19 protein-coding genes and 1 tRNA gene are annotated in these 18,716 nt (G+C 61.8%); 10 read left to right on the forward strand and 10 right to left on the reverse strand.

Annotated features, from left to right (window positions below):
• The coding region (locus tag AC2FNZ_RS08500; protein WP_496840215.1) for a hypothetical protein at positions 1 to 224 on the forward strand (224 nt) is incomplete at its 5' end.
• A 55-nt stretch (positions 225 to 279) separates the two neighbouring features.
• On the opposite strand, the gene msrQ is transcribed toward AC2FNZ_RS08500, so the two are convergent.
• Together msrQ and msrP are read right to left on the reverse strand one after the other, a co-directional pair.
• Entirely contained in the window at positions 280 to 894 is a 615-nt protein-coding gene (msrQ, locus tag AC2FNZ_RS08505) for a protein-methionine-sulfoxide reductase heme-binding subunit MsrQ (RefSeq protein ID WP_496840216.1), read from the reverse strand.
• 4 nt (positions 895 to 898) lie between these two features.
• Positions 899 to 1,801, reverse strand: a complete 903-nt coding sequence (msrP, locus tag AC2FNZ_RS08510; protein WP_496840217.1) for a protein-methionine-sulfoxide reductase catalytic subunit MsrP — start codon at positions 1,799 to 1,801, stop codon at positions 899 to 901.
• Between the two features lie 224 nt (positions 1,802 to 2,025).
• Here msrP and AC2FNZ_RS08515 point away from each other — a divergent pair, with 224 nt between their 5' ends.
• Positions 2,026 to 3,009, forward strand: a complete 984-nt coding sequence (locus AC2FNZ_RS08515) for a hypothetical protein (RefSeq protein ID WP_496840218.1) — start codon at positions 2,026 to 2,028, stop codon at positions 3,007 to 3,009.
• A gap of 63 nt (positions 3,010 to 3,072) precedes the next feature.
• On the opposite strand, the gene clpB is transcribed toward AC2FNZ_RS08515, so the two are convergent.
• The 3 genes from clpB to AC2FNZ_RS08530 all read right to left on the reverse strand — a co-directional run bounded on the left by clpB (position 3,073) and on the right by AC2FNZ_RS08530 (position 7,488).
• Entirely contained in the window at positions 3,073 to 5,691 is a 2,619-nt protein-coding gene (clpB, locus tag AC2FNZ_RS08520) for an ATP-dependent chaperone ClpB (RefSeq protein WP_496840220.1), read from the reverse strand.
• 125 nt (positions 5,692 to 5,816) lie between these two features.
• The gene (locus AC2FNZ_RS08525) at positions 5,817 to 6,131 is read right to left on the reverse strand and encodes a hypothetical protein (protein WP_093965477.1); all 315 of its coding nucleotides are present in this window, start codon (positions 6,129 to 6,131) and stop codon (positions 5,817 to 5,819) included.
• A 100-nt stretch (positions 6,132 to 6,231) separates the two neighbouring features.
• Positions 6,232 to 7,488 (reverse strand): tetratricopeptide repeat protein, encoded by a 1,257-nt coding sequence (locus tag AC2FNZ_RS08530; RefSeq protein ID WP_496840222.1) that lies wholly within the window; start codon positions 7,486 to 7,488, stop codon positions 6,232 to 6,234.
• Positions 7,489 to 7,575: 87 nt separating this feature from the next.
• On the opposite strand from AC2FNZ_RS08530, the gene pyrF reads away from it, so the two are divergent.
• Together pyrF and AC2FNZ_RS08540 are read left to right on the forward strand one after the other, a co-directional pair.
• The gene (pyrF, locus tag AC2FNZ_RS08535; RefSeq protein WP_496840223.1) at positions 7,576 to 8,292 is read left to right on the forward strand and encodes an orotidine-5'-phosphate decarboxylase; all 717 of its coding nucleotides are present in this window, start codon (positions 7,576 to 7,578) and stop codon (positions 8,290 to 8,292) included.
• 373 nt (positions 8,293 to 8,665) lie between these two features.
• On the forward strand, positions 8,666 to 9,919 hold the full coding sequence (locus AC2FNZ_RS08540; RefSeq protein ID WP_496840224.1) for a DNA polymerase IV: 1,254 nt from the start codon (positions 8,666 to 8,668) through the stop codon (positions 9,917 to 9,919).
• Positions 9,920 to 9,925: 6 nt separating this feature from the next.
• Here AC2FNZ_RS08540 and AC2FNZ_RS08545 read toward each other — a convergent pair whose 3' ends face one another.
• Positions 9,926 to 10,786: an N-formylglutamate amidohydrolase gene (locus tag AC2FNZ_RS08545; RefSeq protein WP_260063509.1), complete on the reverse strand. Its 861-nt coding sequence runs from the start codon at positions 10,784 to 10,786 to the stop codon at positions 9,926 to 9,928.
• Between the two features lie 148 nt (positions 10,787 to 10,934).
• On the opposite strand from AC2FNZ_RS08545, the gene AC2FNZ_RS08550 reads away from it, so the two are divergent.
• The 6 genes from AC2FNZ_RS08550 to AC2FNZ_RS08575 all read left to right on the forward strand — a co-directional run bounded on the left by AC2FNZ_RS08550 (position 10,935) and on the right by AC2FNZ_RS08575 (position 14,850).
• Positions 10,935 to 11,009: transfer RNA gene (locus AC2FNZ_RS08550), tRNA-Val, on the forward strand.
• A 93-nt stretch (positions 11,010 to 11,102) separates the two neighbouring features.
• Positions 11,103 to 11,228, forward strand: a complete 126-nt coding sequence (gene ykgO / locus AC2FNZ_RS08555) for a type B 50S ribosomal protein L36 (RefSeq protein ID WP_005648635.1) — start codon at positions 11,103 to 11,105, stop codon at positions 11,226 to 11,228.
• A gap of 115 nt (positions 11,229 to 11,343) precedes the next feature.
• Complete coding sequence (locus tag AC2FNZ_RS08560) at positions 11,344 to 12,507, forward strand: WD40/YVTN/BNR-like repeat-containing protein (RefSeq protein ID WP_496833018.1); 1,164 nt, start codon at positions 11,344 to 11,346, stop codon at positions 12,505 to 12,507.
• Positions 12,508 to 12,658: 151 nt separating this feature from the next.
• Positions 12,659 to 13,672, forward strand: a complete 1,014-nt coding sequence (locus AC2FNZ_RS08565) for a Fe(3+) ABC transporter substrate-binding protein (protein WP_496840225.1) — start codon at positions 12,659 to 12,661, stop codon at positions 13,670 to 13,672.
• A gap of 108 nt (positions 13,673 to 13,780) precedes the next feature.
• Entirely contained in the window at positions 13,781 to 14,335 is a 555-nt protein-coding gene (locus tag AC2FNZ_RS08570; protein ID WP_496840226.1) for a helix-turn-helix domain-containing protein, read from the forward strand.
• The gene (locus AC2FNZ_RS08575; protein WP_496840227.1) at positions 14,332 to 14,850 is read left to right on the forward strand and encodes a GNAT family N-acetyltransferase; all 519 of its coding nucleotides are present in this window, start codon (positions 14,332 to 14,334) and stop codon (positions 14,848 to 14,850) included. The genes AC2FNZ_RS08570 and AC2FNZ_RS08575 overlap by 4 nt, the downstream gene beginning before the upstream one ends.
• On the opposite strand, the gene AC2FNZ_RS08580 is transcribed toward AC2FNZ_RS08575, so the two are convergent.
• From AC2FNZ_RS08580 to AC2FNZ_RS08595, 4 genes are all read right to left on the reverse strand, one after another.
• Positions 14,847 to 15,485 (reverse strand): AAA family ATPase, encoded by a 639-nt coding sequence (locus AC2FNZ_RS08580; RefSeq protein ID WP_496840228.1) that lies wholly within the window; start codon positions 15,483 to 15,485, stop codon positions 14,847 to 14,849. The genes AC2FNZ_RS08575 and AC2FNZ_RS08580 overlap by 4 nt on opposite strands.
• Positions 15,482 to 16,258 carry an ATP-binding cassette domain-containing protein gene (locus tag AC2FNZ_RS08585; RefSeq protein ID WP_496833013.1) on the reverse strand — a complete coding sequence of 259 codons (777 nt, stop codon included), beginning with the start codon at positions 16,256 to 16,258 and terminating at the stop codon, positions 15,482 to 15,484. Before AC2FNZ_RS08585 ends, AC2FNZ_RS08580 begins: the two co-directional genes overlap by 4 nt.
• Complete coding sequence (locus AC2FNZ_RS08590) at positions 16,258 to 17,331, reverse strand: ABC transporter permease (RefSeq protein ID WP_093965462.1); 1,074 nt, start codon at positions 17,329 to 17,331, stop codon at positions 16,258 to 16,260. Before AC2FNZ_RS08590 ends, AC2FNZ_RS08585 begins: the two co-directional genes overlap by 1 nt.
• Before the next feature lie 115 nt (positions 17,332 to 17,446).
• Complete coding sequence (locus AC2FNZ_RS08595) at positions 17,447 to 18,415, reverse strand: sugar ABC transporter substrate-binding protein (RefSeq protein ID WP_170366448.1); 969 nt, start codon at positions 18,413 to 18,415, stop codon at positions 17,447 to 17,449.
• Positions 18,416 to 18,716 lie beyond the last annotated feature (301 nt).

The raw sequence follows: 18,716 nt of genomic DNA on the forward strand, positions 1-18,716 counted from the left end.
GCGTCTCAACCGTCTTTCCAGTCCGTCAGGCCGTCTCTCCGACCCGTCAGCACCGCCTCAGCAGCGCCGGTGAAGGGCGTTCTAAGGATAACTACAAATCACCGCAAGCAGAAAATGACAGGAATTGGGAAAAAATCGCGATAACGAAAATATTTGTTTATTTTCAGCATATTGAAGCCGCCACATCTCCCCAGAGCTCAGTTTTCGCTGAGGCCTCGCAGTGAGAAACCACTCACTGCCTGACTTGCCCACATGGTTACCCACAGCCCAGCACCCGAGTCACGCGGAATCGGCGCGCCGGGACGCCGTATTGAGAGCCGGTTTGGGCAGGCGCAGCAGCAACAGGGCAAGAATCACGAACAGGTAGATCAGGGGTTCGACCTGAAAGCCCTTCGCCAGCATGACGTAGTGCAGCCCCGCAAGAATGGCTGCCGGGTAGACCAGCTTGTGCAGGCGCCGCCAAGCCGCCCCCAGCCACCGGACCGAGGCATTGTTCGACGTGATCCCAAGCGGCAGCATCAGAACGAATGCCGCCATGCCAACTGTGATGTAGGGTCGCTTTATGATGTCTGCCCAGATTTGACTTGGGTCTTGCACGTCCAGAACCAGCCAAACCAAAAGGTGGCACGCCACATAGGACAGGGTTAAAATGCCGAAGGCCCGCCTGAACTTCATAAGGTTCAAGCCGGTAAGCCGCCTCAGCGGCGTGACCGCCAAGCCCAGGATCAACAACTGAAGCGCCAGTTCTCCATATTCATGTTCCAAAGCCTCGATCGGTTCGACCCCGAGGCCTCCGGTCATGCCTTGGTAGAACAACCAGGGCACCGGAACCAATCCGGCAATGTAGACGGCCCAGACAGGAACGCGGCGCAGTATCTGGTTCAGCTTGTGCATGGCCTCAGTAGTATTCCCTGAGATCCATGCCGTCATAAAGCCCTGCGACCTCTTCTTCGTAACCGTTGAACATCAGTGTCGGTTGTCGCTTGGCAAACAACCCGCCGCCGATGCGGCGCTCCGAGGCCTGCGACCACCGCGGATGATCCACGGTCGGGTTCACGTTGCTGTAGAACCCGTATTCACGCGGGTTGGCCATGTTCCAGCTGGTTGGCGGCTCTTCCTCTGTCAGAGTGATGCGTACGATCGATTTGATCGACTTGAAGCCATATTTCCACGGAACCACCAGGCGCAGCGGAGCGCCGTTCTGGTTGGGGATCGGGCGGCCATAGATACCCGTCGCCATGATCGTCAACGGGTGCATGGCTTCGTCCAGCCGGAGACCTTCCCGATAAGGCCAGTCCAGAACCGGATATGCAACGCCCGGCATCTCATCCGGACGCAGCGCGGTTTCGAACGCCACGTATTTCGCCCCCTCCTGCACGCCGGCCATATTCAGCAGGTCGGCCAGCTCGAACCCGTTCCACGGCACGACCATCGACCAGGCCTCGACACAGCGAAACCGGTAGATGCGTTCTTCGATCGTCATTTCGGACATGATGTGATGGAAATCGTACTCTCCCGGGCTGTCAACCAACCCCTCGATCGTGACGCTCCATGGTTCGGTCTTGAGGGTATGGGCGTATTTCGCAGGGTCGTCCTTGCGGGTCCCGAACTCATAGTAGTTGTTGTAGGAGGTGATCTCTTCCCACGTGTTCTGCTCCAGCGCATCTTCAGCACCAGCACGGCCCGCGATCATCGCCAGTCCCGATCCGGCGAGTCCCGCCATGATCTGTCGGCGGTTCAGGAACGCCGTCCGCGGGGTCGTATCGGCATGTTTCAGGGTATTGATCCAGCGGTGCGCCATTCCGTTCTCCGTTCACTTACAAAAATCAGCCTTGAATTAGCCCCGTTTTAGCACCGGACCAACGCAACTTGCGTCACGATTGAGAGACGGCACTGTAACGAAGCCTGCGTTGCATTCCCGTCGCGCACAGACGAACACCTGTTTGGAACGGCACCAACGGGATGGAAGCTGCACACCCGATAAGGTATCGCCGAAACAACCAGAGACTGCGTGAAGGCCGCCCCGTGTTACTGACCAAAACCATTCCTTTGTCCCTTTCGATCCTGTGGCGCTTTGCGGTGACGTTCCCGATCCTGCTCATTGGCCTTTTTCTGTACGGTGCGTTGGGTGGTGTGATCGGGTTCGTCATCGGGTTGATCCTGCCCGGAACACTGTTCATCGCAACCTTCCTGATCAGCGCCTCATCCGGCGTGATCCCGATCATGGTCGGCGCCCGGTTCGGGTTCCAGTCAAAGCTGATCCGACCCGGTGTGGGCTATCGCAAGCTGATCGTGCCCGCCATTGCCTATGGCGGGGCAGAGTCCCTGGCGATCGGCCTGATCCTTGCACCAGTGGTCGGGTTGGCCTTTGTTCAGGTCGCGCCGAATCTGGTTGATCTGACCAAGACCCCCGAAACACCGGCACTGGACTGGCTGACCTCGGCCGGCGCGTCGGTTTCTGTGGCGGGCCTCGTCGTCACGGTTGCGGTATTCACGGTAGCCTCGGCTGCGCGGGCCAGTCTGCTGGTTCCCCTGGCCGCCGCAGCCTTAGGCAGTGATCCGGACGACCGACCCTATACGCCCTTCCGCAATCTGGGTGCCTCCTTTTGGCCGCTCTTTGCTTTGGTAGCCATCAGCTATGTGTCGATGATGGTGCTTTATGTCCTCGCCTTTCTGGCCGTGGCATTCGTGGCGGGGCTACCGGCGTTGGCAACGTCCGTTACCGAAATCGAAGGCCTGTTCCGCGGTGGCGCCATCGAAAACCCGATCTGGCCTGCAGTGGCCTTGTTTCTCAGCTTTATCCTGGTCGGGCTTTGGGGGCTGAGCCTGCAATCCGCGGGCGCGGTGTTGGCCTATCTGAAGCTGCAGGGCGGGCGTCCCAGCCGCCATATGGTGGATCCGGCCCAGCGCATGGCCCCACTGGCACCACCACCATCGCCCGATTCTGGTCCGCGCCTGAGTGCCAACGACTTGCGCGCATTGCGCAAAAGCCGTCAGAACCACGACTGATGGTGCACATGAAAAAGGCCCGCCGTCTCTGGCGGGCCTTTCCTGTTTCAGCCAAGCCGCAGCTTAGTGGACCACGGCTTCGTCCGGGCGTGGGCGGTCGCTGGTACCCAACCGGTCGCCGATGATCAGACCATCGGGTCCGGCAGTTACCGGCACGGTGTCGCCATCTCGGATGTCGCCGGCCAGCAAAGCCTCGGCCAGCGGGTTCTGCAGGGCACGCTGGATCACGCGCTTGAGCGGACGGGCCCCGAAGACCGGATCGTAGCCTTCGTTGGCCAGCCACTCCTTGGCAGCATCGTCCAGCACAAGATCGATCTTGCGCCCTACAAGCCTCTTCCGCAGGCGGGACAGCTGGATGTCGACGATTGCATCCATGTCCGACCGCTGAAGCCGGTCGAAGATGATGGTCTCATCCAGGCGGTTCAGGAACTCGGGCCGGAAATGTGCCCGGACCGCGTCCATCACGTCGCGCTTGGCCTGCGCCGTGTCGGCCCCTTCGGGCAACTGGCTCAGCGCCTGCGACCCAAGGTTCGAGGTGAGCACGATCAGCGTCTGCTTGAAGTCGACCGTGCGGCCCTGGCCATCGGTCAGGACACCGTCATCCAGCACCTGCAACAGCACGTTGAACACGTCCGGATGCGCCTTTTCGACCTCGTCGAACAGAACCACCTGGTACGGCCGGCGACGGACGGCTTCGGTCAGAACGCCGCCTTCCTCATAGCCGACATAGCCCGGCGGAGCACCGATCAGGCGGGCGACGGCGTGTTTCTCCATGAATTCGGACATGTCGATCCGCACCATCGCGTGTTCGTCGTCGAACAGGTATTCGGCGACGGCCTTGGTCAGCTCGGTCTTACCCACACCAGTCGGGCCGAGGAACAGGAACGAGCCCAACGGGCGGTTCTCGTCGTTCAGACCGGCCCGGGCCCGGCGCACGGCGTTGGCCACGGCGCGCACGGCCTCGTCCTGGCCGACCACGCGGGCATGCAGCGCTTCTTCCATGCGCAGCAGCTTTTCGCGCTCGCCTTCCAGCATCTTCGAGGTCGGGATACCCGTCCAGCGCTCGACCACGGCCGCGATCTGTTCGGGACGCACCGTTTCCTTGGCCATGACCGCGTTGCTTTCCTGGCTTTCGGCCTCGGCCAGCTTGCGCTCCAGCTCGGGGATCACGCCATAGGACAGCTCACCGGCCTTGGCCAGGTTGCCCTCGCGCTTGGCGATCTCCAGCTCGGCGCGCGCCTTGTCCAGCTGTTCCTTCAGCTCGCGGGCGCTGGCCAGCTTGTCACGCTCGGCCTGCCACTGGGCGGTCAGCTCTGCGGATTTCTCCTTGAGCTCGGCCAGCTCCTTCTGCAAGGCCTCAAGCCGGTCTTTCGAAGCCGCGTCATCTTCAAGCTTCAGCGCCTCTTCCTCGATCTGGAGCTGCAGGATCTGGCGATCCAGCTGGTCCAGCTCTTCGGGCTTGCTGTCCACCTCCATGCGCAGACGCGAGGCGGCCTCGTCCACGAGGTCGATCGCCTTGTCGGGCAGGAAACGGTCGGTGATGTAGCGGTGCGACAGGGTCGCGGCCGACACAAGCGCCGAATCCGAAATGCGCACGCCGTGGTGCAGCTCGTATTTTTCCTTGATGCCGCGCAGGATACTGATCGTGTCCTCGACCGTGGGTTCCTGCACGAAGACGGGCTGGAACCGGCGGGCAAGGGCCGCGTCCTTCTCGACGTATTTGCGGTACTCGTCCAGCGTGGTGGCGCCGATGCAGTGCAGCTCGCCCCGCGCCAGCGCGGGCTTGATCAGGTTGGCCGCATCCATCGCACCGTCGGATTTGCCGGCACCCACCAGCGTGTGCATCTCGTCGATGAACAGAACGATCTCGCCGGCGGCCGCGGTGACTTCGTTCAGAACGGCTTTCAGGCGTTCCTCGAACTCACCGCGGTATTTCGCACCGGCGATCAGGGCACCCATGTCCAGCGCCAGCAGCTTCTTGTCCTTCAGCGATTCCGGAACGTCGCCGTTCACGATGCGCAGAGCCAGACCTTCGGCGATGGCGGTCTTACCCACACCGGGCTCACCGATCAGAACCGGGTTGTTCTTGGTCCGGCGCGACAGCACCTGCATGGCGCGGCGGATTTCCTCGTCGCGGCCGATGATCGGGTCGATCTTGCCCTCTCGGGCGGCCTCGGTCAGGTCGCGGGCATATTTCTTCAGCGCGTCATAGCCCTCTTCGGCATTGGCGCTGTCGGCCGTACGGCCCTTGCGGATGTCATTGATCGCCTCGTTCAGCTTCTGGGCGGACACGGCACCGGCTTCCAGGGCCTCCTTGGCCTTGGATTTGACGATGCACAGCGCCATCAGCACGCGCTCGACCGGTACGAAGCTGTCGCCAGCCTTTTTGGCGATCTTCTCGGCCTCGTCCAGAACCTTGGCGGTCTGACCGTCCAGATAGACCTGGCCCGCGTCGCCGCTGACCTTCGGGATCTTGGTCAGGGCAACATCCAGCGCCTCGACCACGCGCTCGGGCGCGCCGCCCGCACGTTTGATCAGGTTGCTGGCCAGCCCCTGGTCATCATCCATCAGCGCTTTCAGAATATGTTCGGGAGCCAATCTCTGGTGTCCCTCGCGCAGCGCAATGGTTTGCGCCGCCTGCACGAAACCTCGTGCACGCTCGGTGAACTTGTTCAAGTCCATGGCATTCTCCTTTTCCAAGCGCCCGTTAGATTTGCGCCTGCTTGGCAGCACGCAGTGGTCCGGGCCTCATGGATCAATTTGGGAAATGTCCCCGCTGCTTCAAGAGGGTAGCGGGTGAAAAACGCTCAGCCGCGGGGAATCGTATAGACAGTATAGCCGCCGGTTTCGGCCACCTGCTGAGCATTCTGCATCTCGACAAGCGACTGCGCGGCAGCGCTGCCGGTGGGGCACGAGACAAGGTCGGCCGTGTGGTCAAGGAAATTGACGGTAAAGGCGGTTTCGCCGGTCAACTGGCACCAGTCATCTTCCGACCGATAGCCGCCGACCAGGTACAAATCGTCGTTGGTGGGCGGCGGTGCAGCGCCCGTCTCGGGCTGTGGAGGGGTGTCGTCACAAGCGGCGAGCGCGGCCACGGCGGCCAGCGGAAATAGGTGCTTCATGTTCTGTCCCTTTGGTGCAATTTTTGTTTCTGAATGGCGGCACCATAGCACAGTTAGACCACAGCGGGGAAACGAGGGTCTCCCCGCCCAGCCGTGGGGGTCAATCGCCTTCGATTTCCCGGATCAGCTTTTTTGCAACGTCGTCGCCCTGCTCGGCCGCAAGACGGTAATACTTCAACGCGCCTTCGATCTCGCCCGCCTCGTGCAGCAGCCGGCCAAACTTGCGCTGCGAGGCCATATGGCCAAGCTCGGCCGCCCTGCCCCAGAGGACAAACGCCGCCTGCGTGTCCTGGGGCACGCCGTCCCGCCCGTGATAGGTCAGCGACCCCAGATTATGCAGCGCCACGACGTCATCCTCTTCGGCGGCCTGGAAATAATACTCCACCGCCTTTTCGATATCCTTGGGATATCCGTTCTGGCCGGTTTCGTAGATCAAGCCCAGATGCACCGCGGCATCGACGTTCCCGTGATCGGCGGCCCGCTCCAGATAGTCGACCGCGCGGTCCATATCCTGTGCGACATGCGTGCCGTCGCGATGAAAGATGCCCAGGCGGACCATTGAGGGACCATACCCATGATACGCGGCCCGTTCATAATACTCGAGCGCCTTGTCGATGTCGGGCGCGACACCATCCCCGTGCTCATAGCCGTATGCCACGTTATGCATCCCCATGGACAGGCCGGCATCGGCGGCCGCCATGTACCACCCGAACGCCGTTTCATCGTTTTCGGGAACGATCTCACCCTCGTTATAGAGCGAAGCGAGCGTGTTCATCGCCAGCCCGCTGCCTTCCATTGCCGCCAGCTCCGAAAACTCGAGCGCCATTTCCAGCTTGCCGCCTTTCATCAGCGCCCGGCCGAACGCGGCGACGACCTCGGCGTCGACATTCTGGTCTTTCAGCAGTAGATCGGCACAGATCGCCATCGCATTCTCGGCGTCCACATCCGCCCATTCCACCCCGTCGAAATAGGGCGACTGGCCAGGAGCGGCAGCGGCCATCAGGCACTCATATTCTCCGTCCGAATAGTCGGGCTCGTATGGCGGATCGTCGGGGTCTGGTTCAGGCCGGGTTCGCAGGTCGGTGACAAGCAGGCGTCGCGTCTCTTCTTTGGGGGCGCTGACCTCCTCCGGTTCAGGAGGGCCTCCATTGAATTCGGCCAGTTGCTCGCGTGCAAGCTGAGAGTAGATCGGGCACTCCGCGTAGACCTCGGCAAAGCTTTGGATGGCTGCCGCCGACCCGCTGTCCTTGACGTCCGCCCAGACCAGTCGGGCCTCGCCGCAATCCGTTTCACCGGCCCAGACAGCGCCCGCCCCGGCCAAAACAGCTGCCGAAGCCACCACACCCAACCGTATCATCCTGTAGTTCCCTGCGTCTTTTCTTGTCTGATTGCGCCACACGCTCTACAGAAGCGCCGATCCCGTCAAGCCTGAAAGGTCGAAACAATGCCCGAAGCCCTGCCCCAAACCGCAGATGACCGCCTGATCGTCGCCCTCGACGTGCCCAACGCGCTGGAGGGGCTGAAAATGGCCGAGACGCTGGGCGACGCGGTATCGTTCTACAAGATCGGGCTGGGCATGCTGACCGGTGGCGGGTTGGCCTTGGCAAACGAGTTGAAGCAGGAGCACGGCAAGCGCATCTTTCTGGACATGAAGCTGTTCGACATCGGCAACACGGTGGAAAACGCCGTGCGGGGGCTGGCGCAGTTCGATCTGGATTTCCTCACCGTGCACGGAGACCCACATGTGGTGCGTGCTGCCAAGGAAGGCGCAGCAGGCAAGGATCTGAAGATCCTCGCGGTGACCATCCTGACCTCGCTGAACCGTGACGATCTGGATGCAGGTTTGATGAAGTCCGGCGACATGCAGGACATGGTTCTGGAACGCGCGACCCGCGCATTCGAGGCCGGCGCCGACGGCGTGATCGCCAGCCCGCAAGAGGCGGCCCTGATCCGCGCCTTGCCTCAGGCCAACGGCCGGCTTATCGTCACCCCCGGCGTGCGGCCGTCCGGGTCGGACCTTGGCGATCAGAAACGCGTGGCGACACCCGCCGCCGCAATCAATGACGGGGCCGATCACATCGTGGTCGGGCGGCCGATTTATCAGGCCGCCGACCCCAAAGCTGCAGCCGACGCCGTTCTGGCCGAGTTGCGTTCGGTGTGACCTTTCGAGGACAAGTCGCGGCAAATCCCCGTTCCGGAAGCAAGATTTGGCGCGCAAGCGGTTGACCTTGCGTCACTTTTAGCCGTGGCCGCGCCAAATTGCCTCTGTGCCCCAAAACACACATGAAAAACACGAGTTTTGGGACCTGCTTCGTAAGCCTATCGAAATCGACATTTTTGGGCGATTCTGATCAAGAGACACTCCCCAACGGGCCGCGTCTTCCTGAGGCCCGTTACCTCCCCCCGCGAAACTGCGGGGGGTCTTCTTGTCGGCCCCACCTTTTCGTTCAATCGCTTTGCGCTGCAGCGTGCGGTGTTGTAGTTTTGGCACCTCGGCCAGACCGCTCATTCGCGGTGCCCGTGGAAAGGAAATGATGCCCGCTCTCTGTCGCGATTGCCTTGCCAGTCTTCACGACGAACGGCGCTGCCCCTCCTGCGGCAGCCCGCGGGTACTGCGACATCCAGAGCTGTTCGACCTGACCATCGCCCATATGGATTGCGACGCGTTCTATGCCTCGGTCGAAAAGCGCGACAACCCCGAACTTGCGGACAAGCCCGTGATCATTGGCGGGGGACGGCGTGGCGTGGTGTCAACGGCCTGCTATGTGGCGCGTATTCGCGGCGTGCGCTCGGCCATGCCAATGTTTCAGGCGCTGAAACTATGCCCCGATGCAGTGGTGATCAAACCGCGCATGTCCGTCTATGTCGAGGTCTCACGACAGATCCGCGGGATGATGGACGAACTGACACCGGATATCGAACCCCTGTCACTGGACGAGGCATTCATGGACCTGTCAGGCACCCAGCGGCTGCATGGTGCGCCGCCCGCGGTGATGCTGGCACGGCTGGTCAAACGCATGAAAGACGAACTGGGCCTGACTGGCTCGATCGGGCTTTCGCACAACAAGTTTCTGGCCAAGGTGGCGTCCGACCTGGACAAACCGCGCGGGTTTTCCGTGATCGGCAAGGCGGAAACCGCCGAGTTTCTGAACGGCAAGCCGGTGCGGTTGATCTGGGGCATCGGACCGGCTGCGCAGGAGTCACTGGAGCGGGCCGGCATACGCACGTTCTCGGACTTGCTGCGATGGGATCAAGAGGCCCTCACGGCGCGCTTCGGCTCGATGGGCTATCGGCTGTGGCACCTGGCCAGAGGGCAGGACAAACGGCGCGTTTCGGCCCACGAGCCGATGAAGTCGATCAGCAATGAAACAACGTTTTTCGAAGACACCGCCAACCCCGACATTCTGGACGGTCACCTTTGGCGCATGGCCGAAAAGGTGGCCGACCGTGCGAAGGCCAAGGGGCTGGCCGGGCGGGTCGTGACGCTGAAGCTCAAGAAGGCCAACCACAAACTGCTGACCCGCCGGGTCTCGTTGCGGGATGCGACACAGATGGCCGACCGCGTCTACCGCACCGCCCGCGGGCTGTTCGATCAGGTCGGCGATCAGGGCCCCTATCGTCTGCTGGGCTGCGGATTGTCAGATCTGTGCGCCGAAGATAAGGCCGACATATCCGGCGACCTGCTGGACCCCGGGGCCACGCAACGCTCGAAAGCAGAGCGTGCGACCGACGAGATCCGCCGAAAATATGGAACTGATGCAATCGTGAAGGGCCGAGCGCTGCGGTGACTCTTCCTATTCGGCGGCCAGCCGTGCCGGCTGAGAACCAATTCGGGCGATCTCCGCGATGACTTCTTCCAGAATATCCCTGAACGCCAGGAAATTGGCGTTGGGCTCGATCGTGTTCTCATTCATATAGAGCGCCCGGTCGATCTCGATCTGAATCGCATGCTGATGACGGGCGGGACGACCGTAGGTCTGGGTCACGTAAGCCCCTGCAAAGGGCGTGTTCCGGGCCACTGTCAGACCGGCGGACGAAAAGGCCGCTTCGATCTGATCAACAATGACGCCCGATGCCGAGGCACCAAACCGATCCCCCAGCACGATCTCGGGACGGCGCCCCTTGGGGTTCCCTGCCATGGCAACGGCCTCGTGCGGCATCGAGTGGCAGTCGATCAGGATGGCCTGTCCGAACATGTCGATCGATTCGGCCAAAAGAGACTTCAAGCGGGCGTGATAGGGACGCCAATAGGTGTCGATGCGCAGGCGCGCTTCGTCCATCGTAAGTTTGCCGCTGTAGATTGCGCGACCGTTGGACACGACACGGGGGATCACGCCCAACCCCGATACCACGCGCGGGTTGTGTCCCTGACGGCGCGCGCCGAGAATCAACGCAGGATCCAGTTCCTCGGCGCTGCGGTTGAGGTCAAGGAACGCGCGCGGCATCTGCGCCGCAATCAACGGTGCGCCATGGATCGAGGCGGAAGCGAACAGTTGATCGACAAAGGCATCTTCGGAAGAGCGAATCACATTGCGGTTCAGAACCGAACGATCCAGAAAGCCCGGCAAATAGTTCCGGCCGCTATGTGGCGAAGAAAAAACAACGCACGACGTGCGTTCTGCGGGCATTTCCAAAGCGTATGCGGCGCTGTGCATGGCCTCTCCTTCTTTGCCGATAACATAGACCGGAAAATTGTTGGACCAAACCCCTTGAACCCCTTCGCGACTCCTTTTATAGACCCCTCCACCGGCGCGGAGATCCGCGCCCCGTTTCGTTATGGGGCAGGATACGCAAAGGGAAAGTGGGCGGTTAGCTCAGCGGTAGAGCACTTCGTTGACATCGAAGGGGTCACAAGTTCGATCCTTGTACCGCCCACCATCTTTTCACTGTTTCGGGTCTGACCCGGGGCACCCGCTAACCCAGGCGCTGGCCACGTCCTTGATGAAGGCGCCGCAGAATTGGAGAGAGACCATGAAGGTCAAGAACTCGCTCCGCTCGCTCAAGAACCGGCACCGCGACTGCCGGGTTGTGCGTCGCAAAGGCCGCGTCTATGTGATCAACAAGACGCAGCGCAAGTTCAAAGCTCGTCAGGGCTGAGAGCGGCAAATCGCTGTTTCAAAGAACCGCGCCTCCGGGCGCGGTTTTTTTGTGCCGCGCGCTGAGACGGACCGTTCGTGTTAGGCTGTCCAAAACAGCCGGGAGCGCGAAACGAATGAAACACTCTTGCATCGACATACTGGTGGGCACCACCAAGGGTGCCTTCGTGATCATCGGAGACTCGGATCGCGCATCTTGGCGCGTTACGGGTCCGCATTGCGGCGGCTGGCCCATCAACCACGTCGTCGGAGATGACGAAACCGGGACACTCTGGGCCGGCGGCGGCGGCGACTGGCACGGAGCCGGCGTCTGGCGCTCCGAGGATGGGGGCCAGAGCTGGGAGGTCACCAAGCTCACACAGGGGCAGCAGGACGAGTGGGCCGCAAACGATCCCGACTTTGCCGAGTTGATCGGTTGGACCGGTGAAGCAGCACCGTTCGGCGACGAGTTCTCGCAGATCTGGTCGCTGCATTGTTCAGGCGGCGCATTGTACGCGGGAACAAAACCGGCGCGGCTGTTGGTCAGTTCGGATGCTGGGCAGACCTGGGAAACGGTCAATGGCCTGACCGATCACCCCTCGGCCGAAGAATGGTCACCGGGGGCCGCAGGCTTGGTGCTGCACACGATCGTTTCCGATCCAGACGATGCGGAAAAGCTTTGGGTGGGCATATCGGCGGCCGGAGTATTCGCCTCGGAAGACGGCGGCACTACGTGGGAGCGGCGCAACCGGCTGTCGAACGCCGAGAGTTGCGGGCAGCACGACCATCCGGCAGCGCCGCGGGACGGTCAAATCGGTCATTGCGTGCACAACATGGTCCGGGCGCCCGACACCAAAGAGCTGCTGTATCAACAGAACCATCATGGTGTCTGGCGTTCGTCCGATGGCGGGCGCAGCTGGGACGATATTTCGGGCGGGTTGCCGTCGACCTTTGGATTCCCAATCCACGTCCATCCCCACGATCCCAATACGATCTGGACCATTCCCCTGAATGGAGACAGCATCGGACGGTATCCGCCGAATGCAGCGGCGGCGGTCTGGAAATCGACCGATGGTGGCCAAAGCTGGACCGCTTGTCGCGAAGGGCTGCCGCAGACCAGCTGCTTTTTCACGGTTCTGCGCCAGGCGATGGCAGGAGATTGTTGCAACCCTGCGGGTGTTTATTTCGGAACCAACAGCGGCTCGGTGTTTGCAAGCGCCGACGAAGGCGAAACCTGGACCGAGATCGCCAGGCATCTGCCGACCATTTTGTCGGTCGAGACAATTCAACGCCCGCGCTAGCCAACCCTGGCCGGCGCACCCAAACACGCTGCGGCAAATTAGACCAAGTAATTTTGTCGGATTTTCTTGCATCCCGCCCGAAATCGTTTAATTGAGCAAATCAGTCGGGAAATACCCCGCTCATGAGATTCGACAACCGGGACATCCACAGATGAAAACCACGAGCTTTATCGCCGCCGCCCTGTCGGCCCTGATCGCCGGATCGGCCGCCGCCGATGGCGAGCTGAACCTGTACTCCTCGCGCCACTACGACACCGACGAGCGTCTCTACACCGATTTCGAAGAGGCCACCGGCATCAAGATCAACCGCATCGAAGGCAAGGCCGACGAGCTGATCGCGCGGATGGAAGCCGAAGGCGCGAACTCGCCCGCCGACATCCTGCTGACCGTTGACACCTCGCGCCTGGCGCGGGCCAAGAACGCGGGCCTGCTGCAGGCGGTCGACAGCGAAGTTCTGGAAGAGCGCATCCCCGCCAACCTGCAGGACGAAGACAACCAGTGGTTCGGCTTCTCGCAGCGCGCGCGCATCATCTTCTATGACAAGAATGACGTGACCAACCCTCCGGCCACCTACCTGGATCTGGCCGACCCTGAATACAAAGGGCTGGTTTGCATCCGGTCGTCCAGCAACACCTACAACCAGACCCTGCTGGCCTCGATCATCACCCATCACGGCGCAGAAAAGGCCAAAGAATGGGCCGAGGGCGTCGTGGCCAACATGGCGCGTGAACCTCAGGGCGGCGACACCGATCAGCTGCGTGGAGTCGTGTCCGGTGAATGCGAAATCGCCGTGTCGAACTCGTACTACTTTGCACGTGCCCTGCGCAAAGACGTCAAGGGCCTGTCTGACAGCGTCGACATGATCGGTATTAAATTCCCCGCGCAGGATGCCGAAGGCGCACACATGAACCTGTCGGGTGCGGGCGTCGCGGCCCATGCCCCGAACAAGGACAATGCGGTCAAGTTCCTGGAATACCTCGCCAGCGATCAGGCACAGGTCTACTTCTCGAACGGCAACGATGAATTCCCGGCCGTCCAAGGTGTTGAGCTGGCCGAGAACGTGGCCGCTCTGGGTGAATTCAAGGCTGATGAAGTGAACCTGTCTGAAGTCGCCAAGAACATCCCCGAGGCCCAGAAGATCTTCAACGAGGTTGGCTGGAAGTAAGCCGCCATCATATCGAGCAGTTGAAGGGGCGCGGAACAGGCGCCCCTTTTTATTTTATCTATTTCTGCTAATTTTCTCATTATCGAAACTGATTCTCGGATATGAGAAATGCTAGACAACCTGTCCAGCCGCCTCGCGCGCCACCTGAGCGACCTGCGCCGCAGTCGGGACTGGTCACTTGAACAACTCGCGCAGGCCAGCGGTGTCAGTCGGGCCACCCTGTCGCGCATGGAGAAGGCCGAAGTCAGCCCGACGGCCGAGAATCTTGGCCGCTTGTGCGCAGCCTACGGGCTGCCTATGTCGCGCCTGTTGATGATGGTCGAGGACAGCTTCGACCCCAAGGTTCCTTACGAACGGCAGATCGAATGGCGCGACCCCGAAACCGGGTTCACACGGCGGTCGGTTTCGCCCCCCTCGGCGGGGCTGACGGGCGAGGTTCTGGAATGTCACCTCCCGCCCGGCACCACGATTACCTATGACGCACCACCACGTCCCGGGCAGGAACATCACTTGATCGTGCTGGATGGCGCGCTGACCCTGACCGTTGATGGCACGTCCCATGTGCTGAACGGGGGTGATTGCCTGCGCTATCATCTGTCAGGCGCAACCCGCTTTGAAACCGAGGCGTCCCGCGGCGCCCGCTACATTCTGGTGCTGATATGATTACACGCCTGACCGAAACGACTTTTGACCAAGCGGTGGAGGACCTGGCGGAAATCCTGCATTGCTGCGTGCATACCGGCGCCAGCATCGGGTTCATTCTGCCGTTTTCCCGTGACGCCGCGCGCGCCTATTGGCAGGAGCGCGTGCGCCCCGGGCTGTCAGCCGGAGACGTGGATCTTTTCGTGGCCTATGGCGACGGACGCATCCAAGGGACGGTTCAGCTGATTCCGGCTGCGATGCCCAACCAGCCGCACCGCGCCGATGTGGCCAAGCTGCTGGTGCATCCCGACGCACGGCGGCGCGGACTGGGCCGCGCCTTGATGGGCGCCCTGCAGGAGCGCGCCACCGAACTGGGCCGAACCCTGTTGGTGCTGGACACGCGCAGCACCGACCCGTCGCGCATCCTGTACCAAAGCCTGGGATTCGAAACCGCCGGAGAGATTCCCGGCTATTGTCGCAACCCGTTCGAACCTGTGTTCGAACCCACCACCTACATGTACAAGGCGCTGGGCTAACGCAGCACCAGATCGGCTGCGCCCGAGTTCTGCACCACGCGCCGGGCGTTGGGAATGTCATTGGCGAAGGCTCGGCGCTCGGCTTCATCGCGAGACAGGCCCAGCCCGATCCAACGGTCCAGCAAGCGCGCCTCGAGCGTCGGCAGGGGCACGTCCAGAAACACGGTCAGCGCCCAGTGGTCGCGCAGATCGTCCCATCCCGGTTCGCCCAGCAGCAGATAGTTTCCCTCGACGATCACCACCCGCTGGTCGCGGGTCACGAACGAACAGGCTGCGATGGACTTGTCGAGCACGCGGTCGAACTCGGGCACGGCGACCTCGTCTTCGGCCTGAAGACGGCGCAACAAGGCGTGAAAGCCCGGCAGGTCGAATGTCTCGGGCGCGCCCTTGCGCGGAAGCAGATCGCGTGCCGTCAGGATCTGGTTGTCATAGTGGAAACCATCCATCGACAGCAGACCGGTCGGAATGCCGCGCACCTGCAGCGCCTGTTGTGCAAGCGCGGCCACCGTGGATTTCCCCGCGCCCGGCGGCCCGGCCACGGCGACAAGCTGGCGGGTTTCACCGCCCGCCAGCCCGGCCACGGCTTCGGCGATCCGCTCGGCCAGCGCCTGCGGCGATGACCCTTCGGTCGTCATGCCGCGCGATCCTGTTCCGGCGGTTCTTTGGCGCCCGTCATGAAGGCCACGGCATCGGACATGGTGTAGTCTTTGGGGTCGATCACGCAAAGCCGCTTGCCAAGTCGATGCACATGGATGCGGTCGGCCACTTCGAACACATGGGGCATGTTGTGGCTGATCAGAATGATCGGAATGCCACGGGATTTCACGTCCTGGATCAGTTCCAGAACCCGCCGGCTTTCCTTAACGCCAAGCGCCGCGGTGGGTTCATCAAGGATGATGACTTTGGACCCGAACGCCGCCGCACGGGCCACGGCCACGCCCTGACGTTGTCCCCCGGACAGGGTCTCGACCGCCTGGTTGATGTTCTGGATCGTCATCAGCCCCAGTTCGTTCAGCTTGTCGCGGGCGAACTTCTCCATCGCAGGGCGGTCGAGCATCCGGAATACTGAGCCCAAAGGCCCCTTGCGCCGGATCTCGCGCCCCATGAACATGTTGTCGGTGATCGACAGGGCGGGCGACATGGCCAACGTCTGATAGACCGTTTCGATCCCGGCTTCGCGCGCGTCGATGGGCGAGTGGAAATCGACCTTGCGCCCTTCCAGCCAGATCTCGCCCTCATCCGGGGCGACGGCACCGGAAACCGCCTTGATCAAGGTCGATTTACCCGCGCCGTTGTCGCCGATCACGGCCAAGATTTCGCCCGGCATAAGGTCGAAATCGCAGTGATCCAGCGCCGTGACCTTGCCATAGCGTTTGACCAAATCGCGCCCTTTGAGAATGGGTTCCATCACGCTGCTACCTTTCTGATCCACTGGTCCACGGCCACGGCGGCGATGATCAGCATACCGATAAGAAGGAAGGTCCACTGCGCATCCGCGCCCAACAACCGCAGGCCCAGGGTAAACACGCCGACGATCAGCGCCCCGAACAACGAGCCCAGGATCGACCCGCGCCCCCCGAACAAAGAAATGCCTCCGATCACGACGGCGGTGATGCTTTCGATGTTGGCCAACTGCCCCGAGGTGGGCGAGACCGAGCCGATGCGCCCGATCAGCGCCCAGCCGGCAAAGGCGCAGATCAGCCCCGACAGCATGTAGACCGACATCAGCGTGCGATGCACGTTGACGCCCGACAGCTCGGCGGCCTCGGGGTCGTCGCCCACGGCATAGACATGGCGCCCCCACGCGGTATGCCGCAGCGCATAGGCCAGCACCAGGATCAGCACCAGCATGAAGATCACCCCGACCGTGAACACAGCCCCGCCGACATTGAACTTGGCGCCGAACAGCTGAAGGATCGGGGCGTTGGCCTCGATTTCCTGCGACCGGATGGTTTCATTCTGTGAATACAGGAAGTTGGCTGCCAGAACGATCTGCCACATGCCCAGCGTCACGATGAAGGGCGGCAGCTTGACCCGGCTGACCAGGAACCCATTCACCGCGCCGATGGCGGTCCCGATGGCCAGACCGCACAGGATCGCCACCGTGGGCGGAAGCCCATAGCGGAAGGTGAACTGGCCCATCACCACCGAGGACATGACCATGATCGCGCCCACGCTCAGGTCGATCCCGGCGGTCAGGATCACAAGACTCTGGGCGGCGGCCACGATGCCGACGATCTGTACCTGCTGCAGGATCAGGGTCAGTGCGAATGGCGAAAAGAACTTGGCGCCCAGCAAGGCGCCGAAAATCAGGATCGCCGCGACCAAAACGATCAGCGGCACCAGCGAAGGGTTCACATGCAGAAAGTGTTGGACCGTCCCCATGAACCCGCGGTGGTGATCTTCGAATTCGGCAACTTGTTCCGGGCTGCCTTTGGCCGCGGCTTCGAAGTCGTCGGACTGTCTAGATGTGTCGGACATCAGTGAGGTTCCCCCATGCGTCAAGCTCCCGTCTTGGGGCGACTCTAGCAAAATTTCGGGTGAGGTCGTGGTTCAATTCAGGGGCCGCGCGCTGCGGCCCCTTGAAGGGATCAGATCAACCCCAGCAGAGGTCCATGCCCTCTTTGACCGAGATCGACTCAACGCCTTCGGCCGGCTTGTCCGTCACCAGCGCAACACCGGTGTCATAGAAGTCCTTGCCGGGCGTGTTCTCGGGCTTCACGCCCTCGTCGGCCCATTTCTTGACCGCCTCGACGCCAAGCGACGCCATCAGCAGCGGGTATTGCTGCGAGGTTGCGCCAATCACACCGTCGGCCACGTTCTGCACACCGGGGCAGCCGCCGTCGACCGAAACGATCAGCACATCGTTTTCGCGGCCGATGGCCTTGAGCGCCTCATACGCACCGGCGGCAGCCGGTTCGTTGATCGTATAGACCACGTTGACCATCGGATCCTTGGCCAGAAGGTTCTCCATGGCCTTGCGGCCACCCTCTTCGTTCCCGGCGGTGACGTCATGGCCTACGATGCGCGGGTCGGTCTCGTCGCCCCATTTGTTCGGGTCGCCCAAGTCAATGCCGAAGCCCTGCAGGAATCCCTGGTCGCGCAGCACCCCGACCGAGGGCTGGCTGACTGCGAGATCCAACATCGCGATCTTCGCGTTCTGGGCTTCGTCTCCCAGCGTGGCTGCGGCCCATTTGCCGATCAGCTCGCCCGCCAGAAAGTTGTCGGTTGCAAAAGTCGCATCCGCCGAGTCGATCGGTTCGAGCGGTGTATCCAGCGCGATGACCAGCACACCCGCGTCGCGTGCCTGCTGAACGGCCGGAACGATCGACGATGTATCGGATGCGGTCAACAGGATACCCTTGGCGCCGTCCAGAATGCAGGTCTCGATCGCCTGCACCTGAGTTTCATGGTCGCCGTCGATCTTGCCGGCGAACGCCTTGAGCGTCATGCCCAGCTCTTCGGCCTTGGCTGTGGCACCCTCTTTCATCTTCACGAAGAAGGGGTTGGTGTCGGTTTTGGTGATCAGGCAGACCGTGTCCTGCGCGGCGGCAGCGCCTGCCATGGCTGTAAAGGCCAGCGCGGTCGCGCCAGCAAATGCTGAAATCTTCAAGGCTTTTCCTCCCAATATCTCCGATACCCGATGGGCATCTAAGGAGTCCGGACGGAATTCTGCCGGCTCCCATGTGTAAAACCATCCGGTGATTCTCGGGTTCTGTCAATAAATAAATCACTCTTATTTATTATTGACACTGGGTAGGCGCATCCACATTCTTGATCGTAGGAGGAGCGGCCCGTGCCCGAGGAACAATCAGCGCAGAGCAATCCGCCCGAGCGCGTTTCGACCGTGCGCGGGACGAACCAAA

Source organism: Ruegeria sp. SAZA006, from assembly GCF_059613465.1.

What these genes read in the sequence shown, in the direction of transcription:
- AC2FNZ_RS08565 (WP_496840225.1), top strand. Translation starts at nt 12,659, where the DNA reads ATGAAAACCACGAGCTTTATCGCCGCCGCCCTGTCGGCCCTGATCGCC.
- msrQ (WP_496840216.1), bottom strand. Translation starts at nt 894, where the DNA reads ATGCACAAGCTGAACCAGATACTGCGCCGCGTTCCTGTCTGGGCCGTC.
- AC2FNZ_RS08590 (WP_093965462.1), bottom strand. Translation starts at nt 17,331, where the DNA reads ATGTCCGACACATCTAGACAGTCCGACGACTTCGAAGCCGCGGCCAAA.
- AC2FNZ_RS08540 (WP_496840224.1), top strand. Translation starts at nt 8,666, where the DNA reads ATGCCCGCTCTCTGTCGCGATTGCCTTGCCAGTCTTCACGACGAACGG.
- AC2FNZ_RS08525 (WP_093965477.1), bottom strand. Translation starts at nt 6,131, where the DNA reads ATGAAGCACCTATTTCCGCTGGCCGCCGTGGCCGCGCTCGCCGCTTGT.
- AC2FNZ_RS08580 (WP_496840228.1), bottom strand. Translation starts at nt 15,485, where the DNA reads ATGACGACCGAAGGGTCATCGCCGCAGGCGCTGGCCGAGCGGATCGCC.
- AC2FNZ_RS08530 (WP_496840222.1), bottom strand. Translation starts at nt 7,488, where the DNA reads ATGATACGGTTGGGTGTGGTGGCTTCGGCAGCTGTTTTGGCCGGGGCG.
- clpB (WP_496840220.1), bottom strand. Translation starts at nt 5,691, where the DNA reads ATGGACTTGAACAAGTTCACCGAGCGTGCACGAGGTTTCGTGCAGGCG.
- AC2FNZ_RS08595 (WP_170366448.1), bottom strand. Translation starts at nt 18,415, where the DNA reads ATGGCAGGCGCTGCCGCCGCGCAGGACACGGTCTGCCTGATCACCAAA.
- AC2FNZ_RS08575 (WP_496840227.1), top strand. Translation starts at nt 14,332, where the DNA reads ATGATTACACGCCTGACCGAAACGACTTTTGACCAAGCGGTGGAGGAC.
- AC2FNZ_RS08570 (WP_496840226.1), top strand. Translation starts at nt 13,781, where the DNA reads ATGCTAGACAACCTGTCCAGCCGCCTCGCGCGCCACCTGAGCGACCTG.
- AC2FNZ_RS08585 (WP_496833013.1), bottom strand. Translation starts at nt 16,258, where the DNA reads ATGGAACCCATTCTCAAAGGGCGCGATTTGGTCAAACGCTATGGCAAG.
- msrP (WP_496840217.1), bottom strand. Translation starts at nt 1,801, where the DNA reads ATGGCGCACCGCTGGATCAATACCCTGAAACATGCCGATACGACCCCG.
- AC2FNZ_RS08560 (WP_496833018.1), top strand. Translation starts at nt 11,344, where the DNA reads ATGAAACACTCTTGCATCGACATACTGGTGGGCACCACCAAGGGTGCC.
- AC2FNZ_RS08545 (WP_260063509.1), bottom strand. Translation starts at nt 10,786, where the DNA reads ATGCACAGCGCCGCATACGCTTTGGAAATGCCCGCAGAACGCACGTCG.
- pyrF (WP_496840223.1), top strand. Translation starts at nt 7,576, where the DNA reads ATGCCCGAAGCCCTGCCCCAAACCGCAGATGACCGCCTGATCGTCGCC.
- ykgO (WP_005648635.1), top strand. Translation starts at nt 11,103, where the DNA reads ATGAAGGTCAAGAACTCGCTCCGCTCGCTCAAGAACCGGCACCGCGAC.